Origin of the sequence: Mesonia aestuariivivens, assembly GCF_019311235.1 — a bacterium.
Taxonomy (GTDB): Bacteria; Bacteroidota; Bacteroidia; order Flavobacteriales; family Flavobacteriaceae; genus Mesonia; species Mesonia aestuariivivens.
The window spans coordinates 1-1,566 of record NZ_JAHWDF010000048.1; the positions used below are offsets into that span (position 1 = coordinate 1).

Below are 1,566 nucleotides of genomic sequence, written 5' to 3' on the forward strand. Positions count from 1 at the left end.
GCGGTAGAAATTTGTGGGCGGTACGCGGTCACTCAACCGAAAACTGTTGAATAACTGCTCTTGATATACTTTTTTGCCTTGCATATCATGAAATTAATCTTTTTTAGTAAATTGTGCAACAGGCACAGTGTATATCTAAAATTGTGAGGTAGTTGCTTATTTGGACTACACTCAAATAAACAACTAGTTCCCTAATATTTGCTATATTAGTGAACTAAACCATCACAACTTTTGATATACATTACCGTTGTACACAATTATGAAAAAAACACCCATTCTTATTATATATTTATTTTTAAATCAAGTTTTGCTAAGTCAAAATATTGATAAGTTAGAATTTCCTACTACAGTTAAACCAGAGATTTCTCAATCAATTAGTAAATATTTATATGTTAAAAGCGAAGAAAATGCCCAAAAATTAGACTCACTCAAAACAACTGAACAGAAACACTTCAAAAAGAATATTATTGGAGTTTGGGAATATTTTGATAGCGAATGTTCTTGTTGTGTTAAGAAGAAAAATAAAAAAAAGATAACAAAGTATATTAAAATTACTGAAGATAGAATTTTCTTTTATAAAAGAAAAATATCTAAAAAAAATCTAACTCAAACTGAAAAATTAGAGTTTGCAAGTCAATATGATATATTTTCAGATTTAACCAGTTTAGTATTTAAAGATAATAGTATCTGGAGTTTTAAAGTAGACAAAACAAATAATTACTTAAAAATTTATAATTCAGGAAAAGAATCAGAAAATGGAAGATCTTCGTTTGTTAGTGGGATAATTACAGAATATTATAAACGAATTGAATAGAATTATGATTTTTAAAAACTTTATTTTAATTGTAGTTTTAATTTTCAGTTCAATTCTTTATTCTCAAAATAAAGAAAACATTATAGGAGAATGGAAAGTTATTTCTATTGACAACAGTGAAGTTTATATAAATACAAAAACAGATTCAATTTCTACTACAACTGAATTTGACCGAAGACATAGTAACAAGGTATCTCACCAAGATGGAATTGCAGAAATTAGAGCATTTTCTTCCCATAACGAATTTATTTTCACTAAAGAAGGAAAGTTTTATCTATACCTTGACCACAGAAGAAAGGAAAATACACTGAGATTAAGCGGAACTTATGAAATCATCAATCAAAAGAATATGAATCTGAAAGTTAAAGCAAGAACAAAACGTATTATGAATAAAAAAGCGGAATATGATTTTATGGATGAAAAACTAATTTTTAAGTTCAGATCTATTGCATCTAGAAATAACGAGCCGACAATATATATTTTTGAAAAGATAAAATAACTGTGTACAACAATTTATAACAACAATTGCGGCTTTGTGTCCTGCGGACACAACCGCGCAAGCATAAAAGTCGGTAATTTTAGCTATCTTAGTTTTTAATCAACCCGCAACTGATTGTTATACAATACCGTCAGACTGTCTCAAAACCATGCCATCTTTACCGATTATTTTTCAGGATATGATCTTTGGTATGTTTATTTTTAAGGTATGGAATACCAACAAGGACAAGACCGCGAACAGCTCAGCCTTTATT

2 protein-coding genes are annotated in these 1,566 nt (G+C 28.5%); both read left to right on the forward strand.

Annotated features, from left to right (window positions below; translation table 11 throughout):
* Positions 1 to 259 precede the first annotated feature (259 nt).
* The gene (locus tag KW502_RS15190) at positions 260 to 814 is read left to right on the forward strand and encodes a hypothetical protein (protein WP_219041396.1); all 555 of its coding nucleotides are present in this window, start codon (positions 260 to 262) and stop codon (positions 812 to 814) included.
* 4 nt (positions 815 to 818) lie between these two features.
* On the forward strand, positions 819 to 1,313 hold the full coding sequence (locus KW502_RS15195) for a hypothetical protein (RefSeq protein ID WP_219041397.1): 495 nt from the start codon (positions 819 to 821) through the stop codon (positions 1,311 to 1,313).
* The last annotated feature ends 253 nt before the right edge of the window (positions 1,314 to 1,566 follow it).